Below are 18,471 nucleotides of genomic sequence, written 5' to 3'. Positions count from 1 at the left end.
GTTCTATTAGTCTCGAATATCGCCGCAATCGAATATGGGTTGAGGCATCATTCTGCTGTTGTGCCGGTTCCGTCCTGCGGCGTTTCCAGCTCGCCCTGAGGATCGCCCGAACCATCCTCCGGATCGTCCGCGCTGTCCGGCTGCTCTTTCACATCCGCTTCCGTTCCCATATAAATCCGGATCGTCGACCCACGCTCCACGCGGCTTCCCGGTTTGGGAGCCTGACTGATGACCGTGTTCCCGGTACCGGACTTGGCCAGCATAAAATTCATGTTGAGATCCTCATACAAATCTTCAACCGTCGCTCCTACCAGGTCAGGAACGGTGTCGATCGGCGTATCTCCATATTTATAAGTTTTCGGCAGCTGATCCTTACGCTCCGGCACCTTCAGCACATGCAGCGAATCCTCGAGAATGTGCTGGACGATCGGCGCCGCCACGACGCCGCCGAATTGAATGCCGGCCGGATTATCGACCGCGGTGTAAACAACGATTTGCGGGTCGTCCGCCGGTGCGAAGCCGATGAAAGAAACGATATGCTCCGTGGAGGAGTAGCGGCCGTTGACGACGATCTGGGCGGTACCCGTCTTGCCGCCGACACGGTAGCCGTCGATGAAAGCGGGTCTGCCCGTCCCTTTGGCCACTACGCTCTCCAGAGCCTCGCGCACCTGCTTGGACGTATCCTCCGAAATAACTTGTCGGACCAGCGTCGGCTTCGTTTCGCTCACTGTTTCGCCGGTCTCCGGATTAATCCAGGCTTTGGCGACATAAGGCTTAAACAGCTTGCCCCCATTGACGGCAGCCGACACGGCGGCCACCTGCTGGATCGGCGTCACGGACACGCCTTGTCCGAAAGCCGTCGTGGCCAGTTCGACCGGGCCCACCTGCGATGGCTTGAACAGGATGCCGTTCTCTTCCCCGTTCAGATCGATGCCCGTTTTGGAGCCAAATCCGAAATTGCGGATATAGTTAAACAGCGAGTCTTTGCCCAAACGCTGGCCCAGAACGACAAAACCCGGGTTACAGGAATTCTCCACGACCTGCAGAAACGTTTCGCTGCCGTGGCCGCCCCGCTTCCAGCATCTCAGGCTGGCTCCTCCGACCTTGATGTATCCCGGATCGAAAAACTGCTCATTCTTGAGGTCCACCTTCTTCTCCTGAAGGGCGGCCGCCAGCGTAATGATCTTAAAGGTCGAACCGGGCTCGTACGTCATCCAGATCGGCAGGTTCCGGTTATACACTTCGGATGGGTATTCCTGATAATTCGCCGGCTCAAATCCCGGACGGCTGGCCATCCCCAGAATTTCCCCGGTTTTCGGGTTCATCGCGATCGACCAGGCGCCGCGGGCCTGATACTGAACCATGGCCTGGTCCAGCTCCCTCTCCATAATCGATTGGATCGATTTGTCGAGCGTCAGCTGGAGGTTAAGGCCGTCTTTGGGCTCCTCGTATTTCTCGGAAGATCCCGGCATCAGTCTGCCCCCCGCATCGGACAAATAGGAGACGCTGCCGTTAATGCCCTGCAGCTTGGTGTCATACCTCTGCTCGATCCCGGTCAAGCCCTGGTTGTCGATTCCCGTAAAACCGAGAATGTGCCCGGCCAGGTCGCCGTATGGGTAAAACCGCTTATTGTCCTCAGCAACGACGATACCCGGCAGCTCTAAATCACGAATTTTCTGAGCAAGCTCCATCGTAATTTTGCGTCCACCGGGTTGCAGTCGTTCAATCCTTGATTTCTTGGTAATAGACTTCATAATCTTGTCTTCGCTCATACCCAGCAGAGGAGCCAGCGTCTTCGCCGTCTTCTCGGGCTCCTTGATCTGAACAGGGATCGCCATGATCGTCGGCGTGCTTATATTATAAGCCAATGGCGTACCATTGCGGTCCTGAATCTCGCCCCTCTTGGCCGTGGACGGAATTTCCCGGCGCCAGTTTTCCTCAGCCTTGGCGGATAATTCGCCGCTCTTCCCCAGCTGCACATAGGCAAGCCTCACGATCAAAGCGGCGAATAACAGGCACAGGATCAGCAAGCTCCACAGCAGCCTCCGCCTCATGGTGACGTTTGAAACCTTCATTTGTATCCCTCCCCGCTTCCCTACAGCTTCATGACTGTTGATATCATGAATATTCGGGACAACCAGGGGATAGAACAAGCTGTTGCCGCTTATCAGTTATCGCTGGCTTCTTCGCCGGACTTGCCACCTGCCGGATCGCCAGTCGACGTATCCTTCGAACCGGAATCTCCCTCTGTGGAGGAGGATGCGTCATCCTGCGATGCCTCGTCATCCTTGACCGGCTTCAGCGTCAGCTGGACGGACCGCTTGCCGTTCTTGTCGGTGACAAGCTGTTCGCTGACGTATCCCTCGCCTTGGACGGTAACCGAGCATTTCAGCAGGGTCAAAATATCCAGCGCATCGCGCAGCGATTCGCCTTTCAGATCCGGCACCGTCATCTTGTCGGTCTCCTCGGTGAGCAGATAGATGCGCTGCCCCGGGCTCATCGGCGTTCCCGCAGCCGGATACTGCCGGATGACCGAGGTGCCCTTGCCAATCGTCTCGAAATCGATGCCTGCGTTCAGCAGCTTTTGCTTCGCGTCCTTCGCGGCCAGCTTCGTGAGCGTCGGAGCGGCTGGGCGATCCACCGTCGATTTACCGTCCGATGTTTTTTTCGTGGTGGCCTTCGGCACACCCAAGTACGGCAGGGCCTGGGACACGATTTTTTTAAAGATCGGCGCCGCCACCGTGCCCCCGCCGACATCAGGGTCATTCGGCTGGTCCACGATGACGATGAGGGCGATCTTCGGATCGTTCACCGGAGCAAAACCGATAAAGGATACGACAGACTTCGAATAATCCGGTTTGCCGTCGGGACCGTATTTGACCGCGGTACCGGTTTTACCGGCCACCCGGTATCCATCGATGTAGGCGTTGCGCCCGGTACCTTTGACCTGGTCCGCGACAACCTGTTCCAGGTAACTGCTCGTTTCCTTGGCGGCTTCCGGTGAGATGACCTGACGGACGACCTTGCTCGTATCCGCAGACTTAATCACTTTGCCTGTATCCGGATCGGTAATCTCTTTGATAATTTGCGGTGTCTTCAATTTGCCGCCGTTCGCCACCGCGCTGATCGCGGCCAGCTGCTGGATCGGCGTGACGGATACGCCATGTCCGTAGGAAGCGGTCGCCACTTCGACGGGACCCGGCAGATTGATTGTTGTGGTTACTTCGCCGGGAAGCTCAATGCCTGTCTTCTGGCCGAAACCAAAGTCATTGATATATTTCAGCAGGCGGTCTTTCCCGAGCATTTCCGAGCCCAGCTTAACGAAGGCGACGTTACTGGAGCGCTTCACACCTTCCAGGAACGTGATCGGCCCCCATCCCGAACGGTTAATATCATGAAGGTACGTATGAGTCCCTTTGACCTGGATTTGCCCGGACTGGTAAATGGCGTTCGGATTAAACAGCTTCTCCTGCACCGCACCTGCGAGCGTCACAATCTTGAACGTGGAACCCGGCTCATACGTAGCCTTGACGGCATAGTTGAAGAAATCTTTCTGGTCCTTCGTGTTCCAGTACGTATTCGGGTTGAATGTCGGCAGGTTGGCCATCCCGAGAATTTCCATCGTCTTCGGATCGGCCGCAATGACCGTCATGCTGATCGGTTTGTATTTCTCATACGTTTCTTTCATCGCGTCTTCGATATAATACTGGATCGTGTCGTCGATCGTCAGCTTTAAATTTTTACCATTGACAGCCGGCTTGTACACCATATTCGCTTCGGGAAGCTGGTCCCCTTGCCGGTCGCTTTCATATTTCATTTCTCCGGGGATGCCATTCAGAACATCATCTTTGTATGCCTCAAGACCGGCGACAGCCTCACCGTCGCGGTTGGTATAACCCAAAATATGAGCCGCAAGCGTCCCCTTCGGATAGTACCGTTTCTGTTCCTTGAGCAGACCGAGCCCGGTCTCCATTACTTTTTTTTCTTTCTTAAGCTGGGCCTTTAATTCTTTATTCAATTCATCGATTTGGGCCTTCTTCGTTTCGTCAATTTTCCACCCTTCGTTCCGGACCTCCCGGTTGGTAAGGTACTCCCCTTCCTTGCCCTTGGCATTTACAAGTGCTTTAAGCTCGCTTTCTTCCTTGCCTAAAATCTTGTGCAGCCCTTCGATAATTTCGTTCTCCAGCCCGTTCTCATGGATAACGGCCGGATTGACGATAACGGTATAGGCCGGAACGTCGGAAGCGAGAATATCGCCGTTGCGGTCCGTAATCGTGCCGCGGGATGCCGGGATCGGTACTTTTTTCGTCCACTGGGCGACCGCCCGATCATGCCAGTCATCCCCGTTGACTACCTGCAGTGCAAATACCCGAATCAACAGAACAACAAAAAGGAGGGTGATGAATCCTCCTAGGAGCAGTGTGCGAAGTTTTATTCTTTTTACCATACTCAACCCTCACAAGCTCTATTTTTTTGCCGTTTCCGAACTTGTTCCGGCGTTGTCTTTACTTGTCGTATTGGAACGCGGAACGGTAAGCGCCTCCTTGCCCGGCTCTTGGAAACCGAGCTGGACCGCCTTGTCACGGATTCCGACTTCAAGGCGCTGCTTCTCGGCCTTAAGCTCTCTAATGGTCACATTCATTTTCTTAATGTTTTTGTCGACCTTCTGCCCCTGCTTGTTCAGGTCGTAAATGTTGGCGTTCTGCCAGATGATCAGGCTCGCCACCATGACGCATATTCCAACCGTCAGCAAATAGAGCAGCTTTTCCTTGATCGGCAGATATGTACGGCGAGTAACGACTTTCGTTTTCTCCCGGTACCCGGGAGACGTTCGTTCAGCGACTTTCTCCTTTACTGCCAGGTTACCACGCGTATAGGCCATGTCTGATTCCCCTTTGTCTTAGTCTCTACGCCCTGAACATGAGTCCTTGCCTTTAAAAATATGAATCGTGTGTCAGATGCGTTAGGTTATATTTTCTCAGCAACTCTCAGCTTGGCTGAACGCGCACGCGGGTTCTGTGCAAGTTCCTCTTCACCCGGCACGATCGGCTTGCGGTTGACCAGTTTCATTTCACCTTTCCCGCCGCACACGCACATCGGAAAATCCGGCGGGCAGGTGCATTTGCCTACGTAGCTGTTCAAAATTTGCTTGCATATCCGGTCCTCCAGCGAATGGAACGTGATCACCGATACCCTTCCGCCTGGAGCAAGACAGCGCACCGCCTGATGCAGCGCTTCTTCAAAAGCGCCAAGCTCGTCGTTCACTGCGATCCGAAGGGCCTGGAAGCTTCGTTTGGCCGGATGGCCGCCTGTTCTCCGCGCTGCCGCCGGAATGCCTTCTTTAATAATATCGACCAACTCGCCCGTAGTTTGAATGGCCTTCTGCGTTCTGTGCTCTGCGATCATTCTGGCAATCCGTCTCGAGAACTTTTCTTCGCCGTATTGGAACAAAATCCGGGCAATTTCCCGCTCAGGCCATTCGTTTACAATTTCGGCAGCCGTCAAGGACGCCGACTGATCCATCCGCATATCGAGCGGCGCATCGTAATTGTAGCTGAACCCCCGGTCCCCTTCGTCAAACTGGGGAGATGACACGCCCAGATCGAACAAAATGCCGTCCACCTGCGGAATGCCGTCCTTGCTCGGAACAGCCAGCTCCCGAAGGGTCTCCTCCAGATGCCGGAAATTCGTCTTGACCAGGGATACGCGGTCTGCGTACGGGGCCAGCCTTTCCTTAGCGTTATCAAGCGCCCAGTCATCCTGGTCCAACGCGATCAGCCTGCCGTATTCCCCCAGCTTGGAAGCGATCAGGGAACTGTGCCCCGCCCCCCCAAGCGTGCAATCGACATAAATGCCGTCTCTCTTCACGCGCAGCCCTTCTGTCGCTTCTTCTTTAAGCACCGTGATGTGATGAAACAAGCTGCAGCCCTCCAAACTCTCTACAAATCAAAATTCAAATCCACCAGCTTCTCAGCAATATCGTTAAACGTCTCTTCGGATTGCTGGAAGTATTCCTCCCAAGTATCCTTGCTCCAAATCTCCACCCGGTTCGATACGCCGAGCACCACGCATTCTTTTTCCAGCTTCGCGTATTGGCGGAGATTCCCCGGTAAATTTACCCTTCCCTGTTTATCCCACTCGCATTCCGTTGCTCCCGAGAAAAAAAACCGGGTAAACGCACGCGCGTCAGATTTCATCAGGGACAGTGATTTCAGCTTTTGTTCCAAAATTTGCCATTCATTCATAGGATATACAAATAGGCATTGGTCCAAGCCCCGGGTGACCACAAAGGAGGAGCCAAGCAGCTCGCGGAATTTGGCAGGGATGGTGACTCGGCCTTTATCGTCTAAGCTGTGTTGATATTCCCCCATAAACACCGGTCACTCACCCCTTTAACCCCAAATCCCCACTTTGTACCACTTTCCACCACTTAAGGATACTAGATTCGCCGGATAAAATCAAAATCCTGCCTTATCCACATGTTTTTTTGTGGATAAATCCGGCCCCGCCCTGCGCGGAAAAACAGCAAAAACCCCCTGATTCGCGAAGAATCAAGGGGGTTTTCCACATGTGGATAACCACAATTTACCGATTATTCGTGGGTGGACCAGCTGTCCAGATACCGGATTTGCTCCTGGCTCAACCGGTCGATCTGAATCCCCAGGCTTGCCAATTTATGGCGCGCTACCTGCTCGTCGATTTCGAGCGGCACGTTCAGCACTTGAGCGCCCAGGTTCTGATAGTTATCGTTCACGTATTTCAGAGACATTGCCTGCAGGGCGAACGTCATATCCATAATTTCCGCCGGATGCCCGTCTCCCGCCCCAAGATTGACAAGGCGGCCTTCGGCCAGAAGGTAGATTTTGCGGCCGTCCGTCAGCTTGTATTCTTCGATGTTACGGCGCACGGTGCGAACCGACTCGGCCCGTGCAGCCAGTTCCGGTTTGTTGACTTCCACATCGAAGTGACCGGCGTTGGACAAGATCGCCCCGTCTTTCATCACATCGTAATGTTCACCGGTGATAACATCTCGGTTGCCCGTCACGGTCACGAAGAAATCGCCGTGCTTCGCGGCTTCCAGCATCGGCATCACTTCAAAGCCGTCCATGTGCGCCTCCACCGCCCGGATGGCATTCACTTCCGTCACGATGACTTTGGCGCCGAGTCCCTTGGCCCGCATTGCCACGCCTTTGCCGCACCATCCGTAGCCTACGACGACAACGGTTTTGCCGGCTACGACGAGGTTTGTCGTGCGGTTGATCGCATCGAACACCGACTGCCCCGTTCCATAGCGGTTATCGAACAAATACTTGCAGTAGGCATCGTTGACCGCAACCATCGGGAACTTCAGCAGCCCGTCTTTTTCCAAAGCTTTCAGGCGGATAATGCCGGTCGTTGTCTCTTCCGCCCCCCCGCGGATCGTCTCCAGCAGGTCCGGCCGCTCCGAGTGAAGAATCGTCACCAGGTCTCCACCGTCATCGATAATGAGGTCGGGTCTGGTCTCCAGCGCCCGGATCAGAAATGCCTTGTACTCCACCGGATCCGGATTATATTTGGCCAGGACGGTCACACCGTCTTCCACGAGCGCCGCACATACATCATCCTGTGTGGACAGCGGGTTACTGCCCGTGATCGTTACATCCGCACCGCCGGCCTTTACCACTTTAGCCAGGTATGCCGTCTTGGCTTCCAAATGCAGCGAAATGGTGACCTTCAGCCCCTTAAACGGCTGCTCCGCTTCAAACTGCTTGCGGATTTCGTTTAACACCGGCATATGGGCCTCCACCCAATCGATTTTCAAATGGCCTTCCGGTGCCAGAGCCATATCCTTGACGACGCTGTTTTGCAGTGAAGATGAACTCATCTCATTGCCTCCCTATCCTCTAATTGATTAACATTCGATAATACGGTGCTCCGCCGTGAAATGGTCCGAGGTGCGGATCAAATCATGAATCCATTCGAGGCCATAGCGGTTTAAGTAGTAGAAAATATTAAACACCCGTTCCTGCGGCTTGCCCAGCGGAAACAAAGAAACACCGATCCGGTCCCACTGACGCAGCTCTGCCTCGTGCTTCTTCTCGACCGCTTCGCGTGTCTTGCGTTCCAAATAAGAAATTTGCTCCAAAATTTTGCCTTTGTTTTTCTCACTGAGCGGGATCAAACCGGATTGAATTGTGCCCAGCTCGCGGATCAGCGGTTCGTACAGCTGCTCAAAAGCCCGGCGCGTCTCGTTGAATTTCGGCTCGATATGAAAATCCTCCTGGCTCGAAAGCCACTTCTGGCGGGCTTCTGCAAACCGGTGCTGAACATCTTGGAATGTCACGCCGAACTTATTCATGTGTTTCTGCAGTGCGCCTTCAATCAATGTGAAGGACATCCGCGGCAGAAGGATCGGCATCCGGAGGCCAAGGACTTCGAAAGCCTGCTTTGTAATGGCCCAATAGGATATTTCCCCTTGCCCCAGCACGGTACAGAGTACCGGGAACAGCGATTCCTGCATCATCGGGCGCGTCAGCACATTGTTGCTGAACCGCTCCGGATAAGTGCGAAGCTGCTCCAGCAGCTCACTCTGGCTTAAGCTGACGATCCCTTTGCGATCGGTGAACTTGCCATCCTGTTTATACAGCAGCAGACGGTTTCCTTCATATATATAGAACAAATTGGCCCCGCCGGCCGCAACTTCCGCCTGAAGCGAGTAGCCTTTGCCGGTAATACACGCCGCCGCCTGCTGATAAGCCTGCTCCAGCGCATCGTTGCGTTCGATCATTTTTTCAAACACCGGGACTTCCAGCTTGCGCAGTTCGGCATCCGCCGAATCAAGCAAAATCAAGCCGTACTCGCCAAACAACCGGCCCAGCAGCTTGGCAAAAGCGTCGCTGAGATTATCCGACTGCTCCGACGCCTCATGGATCCATTTCAAAATCTCCGGCTTGTTATCGCTGTCCGGAAGCCACCTGCCCAGCTGGTCAAAGGACTGCTTCCATTCGTTTGGACCGATCGGAATCGAACTCACGGACGAGCGGGGTCCCGGCTTCGCCTCCATCTTGATTTTGGCGACCTTCAGCTCCGGCGTCATGACGTACGTATGGTTCACTTCATCGAAGTCATGGTCCTCACCCGCGATCCAGAAGACGGGCACCACCGGCCGGTTGAATTTTTTGGCCGCTTCTTGCGCCGACTGGATAATGGTCATGGCTTTGTAGATCACCAGCAGCGAACCGGTAAACAGTCCGCTCTGCTGTCCCCCCACCACGGCCAGCGTTCCTTCCTTCGCCAGTAAATCCAGTGAATTATGTACCGCCTGATGGTTATTGTGGCGGCTGTTATACCGCCGTAAAACTTCTGCCAATTCGGCCCGGTTAACCCGGCCGGACTCTGATTCGTCAAGCCATTCCACTCGCTTCAGCCAGCTTGCTTCATCGCGAAAATCTTCACCGTATAAAGGCTGTACTTCGCTAAAACGGTTTATATAATCATCTGCAAGAGCCGAACCGCTCTTGAGTGAGTCGGAAACCACATTCATGGGTATGCCTCCTATTCTGTGCCCAATCACTTCCGTGCTTACTTTATACTACCGCAATCTTTCTTGATTGTAACCAATGTTGTTGTATCCGTCAAAGCAAACAAAAAACCGCCGGGATCACCCGGCGGTAAAGCTGATAAAGCTTAGGCATATGGGGCAGCGACCCAATGGCCTTTAGAAACTTCCACAAGTCTCGTGTCTTCCTGATCCGCTGCATCTCCGCCTTTGGCGGAGTGAATCGGACCCGAATTTTCGTCGTTCATCAAGATCCGCTTCTTGTTTTCCTCCACTTCGGGATCCGGGATCGGAATCGCCGAGAGGAGCGTTTTCGTATACGGGTGAATCGGATTGGCGTACAGTTCCTCACTGTCGGCCAGCTCTACCATTTTGCCCAGGTACATCACCGCTACGCGGTCACTGATATGCTTGACCATCGACAGGTCGTGGGCAATGAACAGATAGGTCAGCCCAAGCCGGTCTTGCAAATCCTTCAGCAGGTTGACGACCTGTGCCTGGATGGACACGTCCAGCGCCGAGATCGGCTCGTCGCAAATAATGAACTTCGGATTAACGGCAAGCGCACGGGCAATCCCGATCCGCTGACGCTGACCGCCGGAGAACTCATGTGGATAACGGGTGGCATGGTCCGGATTCAGACCGACCATATCCAGCAATTCCTCTACGCGCTTCTTCCGCTCTTTGCGGCTGCCGGCCAGGTTGTGGATATCCAGCGCTTCGCCGATAATGTCCGACACGGTAAACCGCGGGTTTAAGGAAGCGTACGGATCCTGGAAAATCATCTGCATGTCGCGGCGCATCGCTTTCATCTTGGAAGGCGACAGCTTGTAAATATCCGTGCCGTTAAACTTTACGCTGCCGGCGGTCGGCTCGTACAGGCGGAGAATCGTGCGGCCCGCGGTCGACTTCCCGCAGCCCGATTCGCCAACCATGCCGAGCGTTTCGCCTTCACGGATGAAAAAATTAATGTTGTCCACAGCTTTGACGACCTTGCCGCCGCCGACGTTAAAGTATTTCTTGAGGCCTTCGACTTCGATCAAATGGTTCTCTTTCATGACGATTGAACCTCCTTGGCCATCGGATGAAGATTCCAGCAGCGCGCCATTTGGGTGTCGCTGAATACCGTCGCTCCCGGATTGATCCGTTCGCACACCTTCATCGCTTCATCGCAGCGGGCGCAGAATGCGCAGCCGACCGGCGGTTTGATGAGGTCCGGCGGCGTACCGATAATCGGAATAAGCGGCTCGCCCTTCTTCTGGTCCAGACGCGGCATCGAACGCAGCAGGCCTTTCGTGTACGGGTGCTGCGGGTTTTTAAAAATCTCCCACTTCGTCCCCGTCTCTACCACTTCACCGGCGTACATGACGATCACGCGGTCACACATGCCGGCCACGACGCCGAGGTCATGCGTGATGAGGATAATGGAAGTTCCGAGCTTCTGCTGCATATCCTTCATAACGTCCATGATCTGCGCCTGGATCGTCACGTCCAGCGCCGTCGTCGGTTCATCGGCGATCAGGAGTGCCGGGCGGCAGGCCAATGCGATCGCAATCATGACGCGTTGGCGCATACCGCCGGAGAACTCGTGCGGGTACTGGTTGAAGCGTTCTTCCGGGTTCTTGATGCCGACTAGTTTCAGCATTTCCAGACCGCGCTCTTTCGCTTCGGCGGAAGACAGCTTTTGGTGCTTGATCAGAACCTCGGTAATTTGCTTGCCGACCTTAATCGTCGGATTCAGGGAAGTCATCGGATCCTGGAAAATCATGCCGATGTCTTTCCCGCGGATCGCTTCCATTTCTTTATTGGTTTTCTTCAGAATATCGTCGCCTTGGAAAATAATCTGACCGCTCTTGATGTCTGAAGGAGGGGACGGGATCAAGCGCATGATCGTCTGCGCGGTCACACTTTTACCACTGCCGGACTCACCGACGATCGCCACCGTTTCTCCTCTGCCTATTTCAAAATTCATGCCGCGGACGGCTTTGACTTCGCCGCCTTTGACGTGAAAGGATACATGCAGGTCTTTTACTTGTAAAATCGGCTCCATGATCTCACCTCCTGTTATTTCAATTTCGGATCGAGCGCATCGCGGAGGCCATCACCGAAAATGTTAAATGCGAGCATTGTCAAACTGATCAGAATGGCCGGGAACAGCATCCGCCATGGGTAGTACATCCATCCGGTCAGGGCATCGTTAACCATCGAACCGAGGGAAGCGATCGGTGCCCGGACACCCAGACCGAGGAAGCTCAGGAAGGCTTCCGAGAAAATCGCGTTCGGTACGGACAGCGTCAAGGTGACGATGATCGGACCAACCGCGTTCGGCAGCAGGTGGCGGAACAACAGCCGGCCGGAGCCTGCGCCCATGGAACGGGAGGCAAGAACGTACTCCCTGTTCTTCAGCTGCATGATTTCACCGCGAACGATCCACGACATGTTGATCCAGCCGGTAATCGTCAGCGCCAGGATAATCGTACCGATACTCGGCTCAAAGACGACGAGCAGCAGAATCGTGACCAGCATATAAGGAATGGAATACAAAATCTCGGAAAACTTGTTCATGATAGCGTCGACGCGTCCACCGAAATAACCCATGATGCCGCCGTAAATGACACCGATCAAGAGGTCGATAAGTGCGGCAGCGAGACCGACGATCAAGGAAATGCGGGCGCCCATCCATGTCCGGACGAACATATCCCGGCCCAAGTCATCGGTGCCGAACCAGTGCTCCTTGGAAGGAGGCTGGTTCGTGGCCAGCAAATCGTTGGTGGCCGAATCGAATTTCGAAATGATCGGGCCGATAATCGCAGCCAGAATGATCAAGATGAGAACGACCAGGCTCGCCATGGCGAGTTTATTTTTACGAAGACGCTGCCAAGCGTCTCTCCACGCCGAAATACTTTCCCGCTGAATGATTTCAGCCTCTTTCTCATCGGTACCGATTTTCCGGAAGTCTTCGGGCGTCAGCTCTACGTTGTTATTCATCAAGGTTGGATCCTGTACAGCCATCGTTAGCCCTCCTTCCCGCCGGTTAATTTAATGCGCGGATCAACCAGCACGTACACGATATCGGTGATGAAACGGGCCAGCATCAGCAGAACGCCGTAGAAAATCGTCACGCCCATAATCATCGTGTAATCCCGATTGGTGATACAGTCGACGAATACTTTACCGATTCCGCCGATCCCGAAGATTTGCTCGATGACGACGGAACCCGTAATGACGTTGGCGGTCATCGGTCCGATATAAGTGACCACCGGCAAAATGCCGTTACGGATCACGTGCTTGAACATAATAGTCATCCAGTTAAGGCCTTTGGCCTTGGCTGTCTTGATGTAATCCGCATGCAGCACTTCGAGCATGCTAGAGCGCGTCAAGCGGGCGATAAAGGCAATCGGCTGCGCCGACAACGCGGCGACCGGCAGAACGTAGTCGAGCGGACCGTCAAAGCCCATGACGTTAAACCAGCCCAGCTTCTGGGCAAACAGATACTGGATCAGCGATGCCAGCACGAAGCTCGGAACGGCGATGCCGAGCACCGCCAGCACCATAGCGATATTATCAATAAGCTTTCGGTGGTACAGCGCGGCGAGCATGCCGAGGAGTACACCGACAATTACGGAAATAATGATGGCAAAGATACCCAGTTTCAGGGATGCAGAGAAGGTCTGCAGAATGATGCCCCCTACCTCCTGGTTCTGATGTTTCATGGAAATCCCCAGATCACCTGTTGCAATATCCCCCAAGTATTTGAAGTATTGCTGATATACCGGCTTGTCCAATCCATACTGTTCCATCAGCCGGGCTTGGATTTCAGGCGGTACATTTTTCTCGGACATAAAAGGGTTACCAGGAATGGCCTTCATCAGAAAAAATGTAGCCGATATCAAAATAAACAGCGATACCAGCATATAGAAAAACTTGCTCAGTACGTAACGTACCATGTCCGATTTACCCTCCCCGCTAAACTCTTCATACCATATGACCTCCAACTACCGCGGGGTCATATGTTAATTTTAAAGAACTCCGAATCTATTTGTCCATGCTATATATTTCAAATTAAAGAAACCCTTGGTAAAGATATATACTAAGCAAAAAAAACGGGATATATATGGAAGCTCCACATATATATCCCGAACAGTATTTATCAAGCTAAGCTGCTTTTGTTAGACTATTCGAAATTTATTCGAAATAAGCTCTTGTGAAGTCTACTTGACCGGCATAGTCGATCACAACGCCTTTAAGATTCGGTTTGATCAAGGCGACGTTTGTATAGTAGTAAATCGGCAGGACGATCTGCTGATCTTTAATGATCATCGTTTCAGCCTTTTTGAAGTCTTCCATACGTTTTGCTGTGTCCGGCGTAGAGAATGCGTCTTTGATCAAAGCATCATACTCTTTGTTTTTGAAGCCGGAATCGTTGTTGCCGCTGGTCGAAGTCCACAGATCGAAGAACGTCATCGGATCGTTGTAGTCCGGGCTCCAGCCGGCACGTGCGACTTGGTAGTTCAGATTCTGACGGTTCTTGAGGAACACGCCCCACTCTTGGTTCTCGGTCTTCACTTCAACGCCAAGGTTCTTCTTCCACATATCCGCTACGGCAAGCGCGATTTTCTTGTGCTTATCATCGGAGTTGTAGATCAAAGTGATTGGAGGAAGCGTTGTGTATCCTTCTTCCTGCATGCCTTCAGCAAGCAGCTTCTTGGCTTCTTCCATATTTTCGGTGAAGAAGTCGTCCTTGAACTCAGTGCGGTATTCGCCTTTGTCACCGGTAATACCTGGCGGCACGAATCCGAACGCAGGTGTTTCTTCACTCATCGTTACTTTATCGACGATATCCTGACGGCTGATGGCCATCGAGAACGCCTTGCGGATTTTCACATTGTCAAACGGTTTCGCTGTCGTGTTAAACACGTAGTAGTAAATACTTCCGATCGGTTTCAAATCGAGCTCGTCCTTCAGCTCGTTCTTCACGGCAGGCATTTGGTCCGTAGGAATCGTTCCGTTCGGGTTACCTGCATAGTCAAGCTGGCCTGCCTTATAGCTGGACAGTTCCGTTGCGCTGCTGTTGGACAGCGACATCGTCACCTTGGTCAACTTGATGTTCTGGTTATCCCAGTAGTTTGCGTTTTTGGTTACTTCGATCTTCTGACCGGTTGTCCAGGTTGTGAGCGTGAACGGACCGTTCGTAATCATCAACTTCGGATCGGTTGCCCATTTGTCGTTGTCTTTCACCGATTGATGAACAGGATAGAGCGTGTAGAACGAAGTCAGACCCAGGAAATAAGGAGTCGGATTGTTCAGCGTTACTTCCAGCGTGTTGTCATCCGTCGCTTTGACGCCAACTTGGCTGAAGTCGGTAATTTTCTTGGTGTTGTAATCTTCTACGCCTTTAATGTAATAAAGCTGATAGGCGTAAGGCGGTGCTGGGCTTGTAGCCGGATTCAAAACCCGCTCCCAAGCGAAGACGAAGTCTTTTGCCGTTACAGGGTCGCCGTTGCTCCACTTCGCGTCTTTACGCAGGTGGAACACGTACTTCAGACCGTCGGAGGAAACATCCCACTTCTCGGCCACACCCGGAATCGGGTTGTTATCCTTGTCGATACGCACAAGGCCTTCGTACATCATTTTCAGTACGGTGTTAGCTTGAGTGTCCTGGGCTTGCGCCGGGTCAAAAGTCGGCGGCTCAGCGCTCAGGTTAATGTGAAGTACTTGTTCTTTAGCAGCCGACGAACTTCCCTTGTCGCCACCGCTAGCCGTGCTGCCGCCATTGTCATTCTTGGAACCGCACCCAGCAAGTACAGTACCAACAACGAGGATCAGCGTCAGAATCATGAGCAGGCTTTTCCTTTTCATTAACTGTTCCCCCTAAAGGTAAATTAATTATGTGTATGGTTAGAAATTATACAACCAGTGGTCAAAAAAATCTACACAGAAAAACATGAAAATTTTACTTTCTTGTGACAAACGGCGAAAAACAAAGGTTTTCCCTGTCTTTTTGTTGATTAAAATTGTAAAATATTAGGCTCCAGTCTGTATTATGTATTTAAAAATACCGATTAATGTAAATATGATGTAGCTTGCGCTCATGAGCATAAAAGACATTCTCCATACGACTTTGGCGATTTTCCTGGCATCGATCCTGCCCTTGAGCCGGTTCTGGGCCCCGCCGATCAACCCCACCGCGATGAGCATAAACAAGAGGATCAAATAAAAACCGAACCTGGTATGGAACGTATTGTTGAACAGCGCCGCAACGGAAAAGATCAAGAATAAAGTGGTGACGTCCATAGCCAGCAGCAGTGCGCGGTTTCTGGTGTTTTTCCGCCAGTAATATCCTCCTAAATACACGAGCAAAAACGGGAAAAACGGAAGGATGCTCAAAAAAATAAATGAATTTCTCAAGAAATCCATGATTCCTCACTCCTCCTCTGCGATTAATCCTTCGATAAGCCGGGTCACCAGCTCGTTGACAGGGGCCAGAACCCCCGCCTTCAGCGCCATGTCCACAATGCTTCCATTAATCCAGCCGATTTCCGTCGGCGTACCGGCAAGCACATCCTTCAGCATGGACGAAGTATTCCCGGAAGTTGCCCTGCACACCTTCAATATTTGATCCCACATGTCATCTTCATACTGAATTCCGCATGCGTCGTAAACCGCTATAGTCTCTTCATACAATTCCTTCATCAGTTTCATCCTCGCCGGGCTTCCCAGCAGCTCACCGTTCGGAATCCTCCAGAGTGCGGTCAGCGGGTTGATCACCGCATTGATCAGCAATTTACGAAATATCATGTTATCGATGTCATTCGACAATACCGGGTAAAATCCTGCTTGTTTAAGGGCCTGAACAAGATTTAACCACCGGCTGCCAGCCTCCTTGCGGACATGTCCCGTACCGCTCTCGCCGATCCATGTGTCCCCTGATCCCGCGTGCAAAACTTCCGTATACGATGTTCTCTTTGCTCCTTCGGTCGTCACCGCGGCCAGCATATCCCATTCGGGCAGTATCGCCTCCAGCCTGTCCATATGCCCGTAGCCGTTTTGAAAACAAACGAGGACCGGCCGGCTGTGTCCTTGCGGAAGCCTGATTTGGGATAAATAGCGGCATACCGCCTCCGTATCCTTTTGTTTGGTCATGACAAGCACATAATCCCCCGGTTTCGTCTCCCAAGTTTGTCCGAGCTGTTCGATTGTACCGGATTGGAACTTCGCGGGGTCTACCTTCAATCTTCGATCACCGTCTTTGGCAATATGAATGCCGGTATGGCGGAGCTGCTCTGCCTGCCCGGCGCTGCGGCTCCAGATCCGTACCCGGCTGCCGGACCTGGCCAATTTTCCCCCGAACAGCAGTCCGAGTGAACCCGCGCCCACAATATCGATCAACATTAGCCTATCCTCCGTGTCCAATGGTTACTTTCCGTGTCCCTATTATAGCGCATACGGAATCACATTAGGCTTACACGCACGAAAAAACCCGTTCGGTTTGCGCAAACTTCACGCATCCGCACGGGATCTGCATTGCATCGTTTTGTATTGCTTTTACTCAATCCGCTCCAGATTGCCGTTGGCATCCATCTTGAACCGCGATTTCAATTCCTCATCCTCTTCGTTCAAAAAGGCAAGCCTCCGTGCCCGGTCCATAATTTGAATAAGCGCTTTGTAGTCGTCATTAACGACCCTGTAATCGGTCTGGACTTCACTGACCTCACGGGAGAGCCGCTCGTTGACCCTTCTCAAATTGTTCAGCTCTTCTTCTTTTTCACGGAGCTCCTTCTCCAGCATTTTCAGCTGGCGCCCGTTTTCCTGGAGGCTCCCTTTCCACTGTTTCAAAAAGCGGATGACCGCATCGATGGAGAGCGTCTCTTCACTGGCTCCCTCCACTTTGTAATAACCCGCCTCCGACTCGGTCAGACCTAAACCGGCCACCTGAATTCCCGAATTTGCCGGCTGCTTCTTATAGTAGCTCCGTTTCTGGCGCTGCGTCTTGGCCAGGCTGATCGCTTCCTCATACTTTTTACGGACACAGCTGTTCCAGCGGAATCCGCAGGCTGCCGCCGTCCTTCCGATTTTTTCGCCCACTTCCTCAAAAGCGGCCAACTGAGTGCTTCCTTCCCGGATATGCCTTAAGGTTACTTCCGCCAAAATAAGGTCATCCTCGCTGCTCCATGCATCTTGTCTAACTGCTGTCATGCAACAAAACCCTCCTAACAACATCCTAAAATAACCCGTCTCCATAACCGGATTGTTTACCGGGTACTGAATAAGGTATAACAGCTGCTTATTTTCATTTCTATGCTTCTCATAGAGTTCATAGAATCTATTTGATACTAAATTGTATTGCCAATTTGCAAAGTGCTCATACCCTCATATTGGAAATTTGCCGATGAATGGCAATGTATACTTTGTCTTCATGGGACCACAATAATAAAAACAACTTTTTCGTTTACACAATTTTGGGTTAACGATATAATGATACGTAGCTTAGCTATGACCGTACATAAGGAGAGGGGGATATAACGTGGCACGCATGTTTCGAGTACTCGGGTTCTTTACGCTCGCAATCGGGCTTATGGCATATGCCGGCAACATGGTCGAGATGGCTCTGTTGTTCTTCGTACAGACCGCATTTTTCGTCATCTTGGGGTATCTGAAATTTACGGAGAGAACTTACATTCTTCTCTTCTGGGGCTATATGATCGTGACGTTTACCGGTTTCAGCTATTGGACAGTATTCAAAATGGGATTACCGCTTTAATCCGATCATTAGAGAACCCAAAGAAAGCGATCCGACATCCAATGCCGGGTCGCTTTTTTTTCGCTTTGCAGATTTTTTATCGGGGCACTGCAAACCATCTGAATCCGCATGCCGGGGTTATCTGAGCTTGCTTAATCTGACAGGCTCCAAGAGAGATGATATTTTTTACCGT

The 18,471-nt window shown here is 52.3% G+C and carries 16 protein-coding genes; 1 reads left to right on the top strand and 15 read right to left on the bottom strand.

Features of this window, described 5'->3' with window-relative positions; genetic code table 11:
• Nucleotides 1–47: 47 nt before the first annotated feature.
• The 15 genes from FHS19_RS09845 to FHS19_RS09775 all read right to left on the bottom strand — a co-directional run bounded on the left by FHS19_RS09845 (nucleotide 48) and on the right by FHS19_RS09775 (nucleotide 17,734).
• Complete coding sequence (locus tag FHS19_RS09845; RefSeq protein WP_183581727.1) at nucleotides 48–2,075, bottom strand: stage V sporulation protein D; 2,028 nt, start codon at nucleotides 2,073–2,075, stop codon at nucleotides 48–50.
• Nucleotides 2,076–2,167: 92 nt separating this feature from the next.
• Complete coding sequence (locus FHS19_RS09840) at nucleotides 2,168–4,447, bottom strand: penicillin-binding transpeptidase domain-containing protein (protein ID WP_183581726.1); 2,280 nt, start codon at nucleotides 4,445–4,447, stop codon at nucleotides 2,168–2,170.
• Nucleotides 4,448–4,465: 18 nt separating this feature from the next.
• The gene (locus FHS19_RS09835) at nucleotides 4,466–4,882 is read right to left on the bottom strand and encodes an FtsB/FtsL family cell division protein (protein ID WP_183581725.1); all 417 of its coding nucleotides are present in this window, start codon (nucleotides 4,880–4,882) and stop codon (nucleotides 4,466–4,468) included.
• An 86-nt stretch (nucleotides 4,883–4,968) separates the two neighbouring features.
• Complete coding sequence (rsmH, locus tag FHS19_RS09830; RefSeq protein ID WP_183581724.1) at nucleotides 4,969–5,919, bottom strand: 16S rRNA (cytosine(1402)-N(4))-methyltransferase RsmH; 951 nt, start codon at nucleotides 5,917–5,919, stop codon at nucleotides 4,969–4,971.
• A 20-nt stretch (nucleotides 5,920–5,939) separates the two neighbouring features.
• Entirely contained in the window at nucleotides 5,940–6,377 is a 438-nt protein-coding gene (gene mraZ / locus FHS19_RS09825; RefSeq protein ID WP_076169844.1) for a division/cell wall cluster transcriptional repressor MraZ, read from the bottom strand.
• 215 nt (nucleotides 6,378–6,592) lie between these two features.
• Nucleotides 6,593–7,864, bottom strand: a complete 1,272-nt coding sequence (locus FHS19_RS09820) for an adenosylhomocysteinase (RefSeq protein WP_183581723.1) — start codon at nucleotides 7,862–7,864, stop codon at nucleotides 6,593–6,595.
• Nucleotides 7,865–7,891: 27 nt separating this feature from the next.
• On the bottom strand, nucleotides 7,892–9,523 hold the full coding sequence (bshC, locus tag FHS19_RS09815) for a bacillithiol biosynthesis cysteine-adding enzyme BshC (protein ID WP_183581722.1): 1,632 nt from the start codon (nucleotides 9,521–9,523) through the stop codon (nucleotides 7,892–7,894).
• 143 nt (nucleotides 9,524–9,666) lie between these two features.
• Entirely contained in the window at nucleotides 9,667–10,596 is a 930-nt protein-coding gene (locus FHS19_RS09810) for an ABC transporter ATP-binding protein (protein WP_183581721.1), read from the bottom strand.
• Nucleotides 10,593–11,588 carry an ABC transporter ATP-binding protein gene (locus FHS19_RS09805; protein ID WP_183581720.1) on the bottom strand — a complete coding sequence of 332 codons (996 nt, stop codon included), beginning with the start codon at nucleotides 11,586–11,588 and terminating at the stop codon, nucleotides 10,593–10,595. The genes FHS19_RS09810 and FHS19_RS09805 overlap by 4 nt, the downstream gene beginning before the upstream one ends.
• Nucleotides 11,589–11,602: 14 nt before the next feature.
• Nucleotides 11,603–12,550 (bottom strand): ABC transporter permease, encoded by a 948-nt coding sequence (locus tag FHS19_RS09800; RefSeq protein WP_116229530.1) that lies wholly within the window; start codon nucleotides 12,548–12,550, stop codon nucleotides 11,603–11,605.
• 2 nt (nucleotides 12,551–12,552) lie between these two features.
• Nucleotides 12,553–13,485 carry an ABC transporter permease gene (locus FHS19_RS09795; RefSeq protein WP_094598767.1) on the bottom strand — a complete coding sequence of 311 codons (933 nt, stop codon included), beginning with the start codon at nucleotides 13,483–13,485 and terminating at the stop codon, nucleotides 12,553–12,555.
• 238 nt (nucleotides 13,486–13,723) lie between these two features.
• On the bottom strand, nucleotides 13,724–15,397 hold the full coding sequence (locus FHS19_RS09790; protein WP_183581719.1) for a peptide ABC transporter substrate-binding protein: 1,674 nt from the start codon (nucleotides 15,395–15,397) through the stop codon (nucleotides 13,724–13,726).
• Between the two features lie 165 nt (nucleotides 15,398–15,562).
• A complete protein-coding gene (locus FHS19_RS09785) occupies nucleotides 15,563–15,955 on the bottom strand; it encodes a DUF3397 domain-containing protein (RefSeq protein WP_183581718.1) in 393 nt (130 codons plus the stop codon).
• Nucleotides 15,956–15,961: 6 nt separating this feature from the next.
• Nucleotides 15,962–16,930, bottom strand: a complete 969-nt coding sequence (locus tag FHS19_RS09780; RefSeq protein WP_183581717.1) for a ketopantoate reductase family protein — start codon at nucleotides 16,928–16,930, stop codon at nucleotides 15,962–15,964.
• Between the two features lie 153 nt (nucleotides 16,931–17,083).
• Nucleotides 17,084–17,734 carry an RsfA family transcriptional regulator gene (locus FHS19_RS09775; protein WP_183581716.1) on the bottom strand — a complete coding sequence of 217 codons (651 nt, stop codon included), beginning with the start codon at nucleotides 17,732–17,734 and terminating at the stop codon, nucleotides 17,084–17,086.
• A 328-nt stretch (nucleotides 17,735–18,062) separates the two neighbouring features.
• Here FHS19_RS09775 and FHS19_RS09770 point away from each other — a divergent pair, with 328 nt between their 5' ends.
• A complete protein-coding gene (locus FHS19_RS09770) occupies nucleotides 18,063–18,299 on the top strand; it encodes a DUF2626 domain-containing protein (RefSeq protein ID WP_076169833.1) in 237 nt (78 codons plus the stop codon).
• Nucleotides 18,300–18,471 lie beyond the last annotated feature (172 nt).

It is taken from the genome of Paenibacillus rhizosphaerae (genome assembly GCF_014192015.1).
In the GTDB taxonomy this organism is placed as follows: Bacteria; Bacillota; Bacilli; order Paenibacillales; family Paenibacillaceae; genus Paenibacillus_AQ; species Paenibacillus_AQ rhizosphaerae.
The sequence above is the reverse complement of the archived record's forward strand: the minus strand, read 5'-3'. Positions and strand labels throughout refer to the sequence as shown.